Raw genomic sequence first — 4,126 nt, 5'->3', positions numbered from 1 at the left:
GAGCCGCCCCCGGCCCCACCGCTCGTCCTCGTGGCGTGCTCCGGCGGCGCCGACTCCATGGCGCTCGCCTCCGCCCTCGCCTTCGAGGCCCCCAGACTCGGCGTCCGTGCCGGCGGAGTCACCATCGATCACGGTCTGCAGTCCGGCTCCGACCTGCGCGCCGAGGAAGTCGTCCTGCGCCTGGGGGAACTCGGCCTGGACCCCGTGGAGTCCGTCGCCGTCACCGTAGGCCGCGAGGGTGGCCCCGAGGCCGCCGCCCGTGACGCCCGCTACGCCGCCCTGGACGCCGCGGCCGAACGCCACGGCGCCGCCGCGATCCTGCTCGGCCATACCCGTGACGACCAGGCCGAGACGGTTCTGCTGGGCCTCGCCCGAGGCTCCGGCATCCGCTCCCTGTCCGGAATGGCCGCGGTCTCGGGGGCCGGCGGCCGTTATCGCCGTCCCTTCCTTCAGATCGACCGGCAGACCGCCCGCAAGGCCTGCATGGTCCAGTCCCTCCCCGTCTGGGACGACCCCCACAACACCGACCCCGCCTACACCCGCTCCCGGCTGCGCCACGAGGGCCTGCCCGCGCTGGAGAAGGCGCTCGGCAAGGGCGTCGTGGAGGCCCTGGCCCGCACCGCCCGGCTGTCCCGCGACGACGCCGACGCGCTCGACGCCTGGGCCCTCCAGGCGGAGGCCTCCGTACGCGACCCCTCGGGCCATCTGGAGTGCGCCAAGCTGTACGGCCTGCCCCCCGCCGTACGCCGTCGCGTCCTGCGCCGGGCCGCCATCGAGGCCGGCGCCCCGGCCGGCTCGCTCTTCGCCCGTCACGTCGAGGAGCTCGACCGGCTGATCACCGGCTGGCGCGGTCAGGGAGCCATCAATCTCCCGGGCCGAGTCGTCGTCCGGCGGCAGGGTGGCAGACTGGTGATCCGGCAAGGCTGACACCGGACCCCCGGCGGGGCCCCTCCCACGGGCCCCGAACCCCCTCACCGGGGCATGGGCGGCCGGAACGGCCGCGCGAGTGAGCCGAAGGGGCGCGCAGCGCCGGCGCCCCGAAGGTGAACGGGCCAGAGTGCGGGACGACGAAAGTGATGCGGGTGGACGCGAAAGACATGGGTGCCGACCTCCAGCAGGTACTCATCACCAAGGAAGAGATCGACGCGAAGCTGGCCGAGCTGGCCGCGAAGATCGATGCGGAGTACGCGGGCAAGGACCTGCTGATCGTCGGTGTCCTCAAGGGCGCCGTGATGGTCATGGCGGACCTCGCCCGGGCACTGTCCACCCCCGTCACCATGGACTGGATGGCGGTGTCCTCCTACGGCGCGGGCACCCAGTCGTCCGGTGTGGTGCGGATCCTCAAGGACCTCGACACCGACATCAAGGGCCGGCACGTCCTCATCGTCGAGGACATCATCGACTCCGGCCTGACCCTGTCCTGGCTGATCTCCAACCTCGGCTCCCGTGAGCCCGCCTCCCTCAAGGTGTGCACGCTGCTGCGCAAGCCGGAGGCGGCCAAGGTCGCGATCGACGTGCAGTGGGTCGGCTTCGACATTCCCAACGAGTTCGTCGTGGGATATGGCCTCGACTACGCCGAGAAGTACCGCAACCTGCCATTCGTGGGTACGCTCGCCCCTCACGTCTACGGCGGCTGATACGCCCCCGTCATGAGGACGGACCAGCCTCGTAGGGCGCTCGGGAACCTCGGCGGACCCCGCACCGTTGGAGCATGCAGAGACGGGATTGTCAGCCGCCCGCGCGGCTTCGGGTGACAATGCTGGGGTACCGTCCGAAGAACAGTCTTTTAGCAAACTCACTATGGCAGGAGGGACGGGGCGACACCGCTCCGTATGGATGGACGTGAAGCGATACTTCCGTGGGCCGGTCATGTGGATCGTGCTGGCCGTCCTCGCCGTGGTCGTGTTGATGCAGGTCGTCGGCTCGTCCGGCGGCTACAAGACGGTGGACACGGGCCAGGTTGTCCAGGCGATCAATGACAACAAGGTCCAGTCGGCCAAGCTCACCACCGGCGACGAGCAGATCATCAAGGTCGAGCTCAAGGACGGCACAAAGGTCGAGGGCAGCTCGAAGATCCAGGCGAGCTACATCGGCGACCAGGGTGTGGCACTGGCCACCACGCTCCAGCAGAAGTTCCAGGACAAGCAGATCGAGGACGGCTACACCGTTTCGCCGTCCAAGCAGAACCCGTTCGTCGGGATCCTGCTCTCCCTGCTCCCCTTCGTTCTCATCGTGGTTGTCTTCCTGTTCCTGATGAACCAGATGCAGGGCGGCGGCTCGCGGGTCATGAACTTCGGCAAGTCCAAGGCGAAGCTCATCACCAAGGACACCCCGAAGACGACGTTCGCGGACGTCGCGGGCTCGGACGAGGCGGTCGAGGAGCTCCACGAGATCAAGGAGTTCCTCCAGGAGCCCGCCAAGTTCCAGGCGGTCGGAGCCAAGATCCCCAAGGGTGTGCTGCTGTACGGCCCGCCCGGAACCGGTAAGACGCTGCTCGCGCGCGCCGTCGCGGGCGAGGCCGGCGTCCCCTTCTACTCGATCTCCGGTTCCGACTTCGTCGAGATGTTCGTCGGTGTCGGTGCCTCCCGAGTCCGTGACCTGTTCGAGCAGGCCAAGGCGAACGCCCCGGCGATCGTCTTCGTCGACGAGATCGACGCGGTCGGCCGCCACCGCGGCGCCGGCCTCGGCGGCGGTCACGACGAGCGCGAGCAGACCCTGAACCAGCTGCTCGTCGAGATGGACGGCTTCGACGTGAAGGGCGGCGTCATCCTGATCGCCGCCACCAACCGGCCCGACATCCTCGACCCGGCCCTCCTGCGCCCCGGCCGCTTCGACCGCCAGATCGCGGTCGACCGCCCGGACATGCAGGGCCGTCTGGAGATCCTCAAGGTCCACCAGAAGGGCAAGCCGGTCGCCCCGGACGTCGACCTGTCGGCGGTCGCCCGCCGCACGCCCGGCTTCACGGGTGCCGATCTGTCCAACGTGTTGAACGAGGCCGCGCTCCTCACGGCCCGCAGCGACCGGAAGCTGATCGACAACCAGATGCTGGACGAGGCCATCGACCGCGTCGTGGCCGGCCCGCAGAAGCGGACCCGGATCATGTCGGACAAGGAGAAGAAGATCACCGCGTACCACGAGGGCGGACACGCCCTGGTCGCGGCGGCCTCCCCGAACTCCGACCCGGTCCACAAGATCACGATCCTGTCGAGAGGCCGTGCCCTCGGCTACACGATGGTGCTCCCGGACGAGGACAAGTACTCGACCACGCGCAACGAGATGCTGGACCAGCTGGCGTACATGCTGGGCGGCCGCGCGGCCGAGGAGCTCGTCTTCCACGACCCGACGACCGGCGCCGCGAACGACATCGAGAAGGCCACGGCCACCGCCCGCGCGATGGTCACGCAGTACGGCATGACCGAGCGTCTCGGCGCGATCAAGTTCGGCGGCGACAACACCGAGCCGTTCCTCGGACGTGAGATGGCTCACCAGCGCGACTACTCGGAAGAGGTCGCCGCGCTCGTCGACGAAGAGGTCAAGAAGCTCATCGAGACCGCGCACAACGAGGCCTGGGAGATCCTGGTCGAGAACCGCGACGTCCTCGACAACCTGGTGCTCGCGCTGCTCGAGAAGGAGACGCTGGGCAAGGAGGAGATCGCCGAGGTCTTCGCCCCCATCGTCAAGCGCCCGCCGCGCCCCGCGTGGACCGGCTCCTCCCGCCGTACGCCCTCCACCCGCCCGCCGGTGCTCTCCCCGAAGGAGCTCGCGCTGACGAACGGGGTGAACGGCGCGACGCCCGCGATCGCCGGCACCGCGGAGTCCGTCCCGGCGAAGGAGGCCACCCCGGAGGAGCGCCCGGAGAGCTGACACCCGGCTCGTCCGTCCACCTTTCGGGCCCGGAATGAATGCCGTGTCCCCCAGGTTCTAGCCTGGGGGCGCGGCATTTCGTATGCCCGTACGTGAGGCGCGTGATCCGTACGCGCCGAAGGCACAGGAACGAGGCACCAGATGACCGACCCCGTGATGCTGGACGGCGAGGGCACGATCGGCGAGTTCGACGAGAAGCGCGCCGAGAACGCCGTACGGGAACTGCTGATCGCGGTCGGCGAGGACCCGGACAGGGAGGGCC

Annotated in this window: 3 protein-coding genes and 1 pseudogene; all 4 read left to right on the top strand. The window is 69.3% G+C overall.

The window, feature by feature from the left end; all coding sequences use genetic code 11:
• Nucleotides 1–927, top strand: a 927-nt coding sequence (gene tilS, locus FNH04_RS42510; RefSeq protein ID WP_152791587.1) for a tRNA lysidine(34) synthetase TilS, incomplete at its 5' end; no start/stop codon positions are given.
• Nucleotides 928–1,076: 149 nt separating this feature from the next.
• Complete coding sequence (gene hpt / locus FNH04_RS42505) at nucleotides 1,077–1,637, top strand: hypoxanthine phosphoribosyltransferase (RefSeq protein WP_152791586.1); 561 nt, start codon at nucleotides 1,077–1,079, stop codon at nucleotides 1,635–1,637.
• Nucleotides 1,638–1,836: 199 nt separating this feature from the next.
• A complete protein-coding gene (gene ftsH / locus FNH04_RS42500; RefSeq protein ID WP_152791585.1) occupies nucleotides 1,837–3,864 on the top strand; it encodes an ATP-dependent zinc metalloprotease FtsH in 2,028 nt (675 codons plus the stop codon).
• A gap of 141 nt (nucleotides 3,865–4,005) precedes the next feature.
• Nucleotides 4,006–4,126: pseudogene (locus tag FNH04_RS42495) on the top strand (GTP cyclohydrolase I FolE); the annotation flags it as partial.

It is taken from the genome of Streptomyces phyllanthi (genome assembly GCF_009377205.1).
In the GTDB taxonomy this organism is placed as follows: domain Bacteria; phylum Actinomycetota; class Actinomycetes; order Streptomycetales; family Streptomycetaceae; genus Streptomyces; species Streptomyces phyllanthi.
Note: the sequence above shows the minus strand (reverse complement) of the source record. Positions and strands in the feature narration are given on the sequence as shown.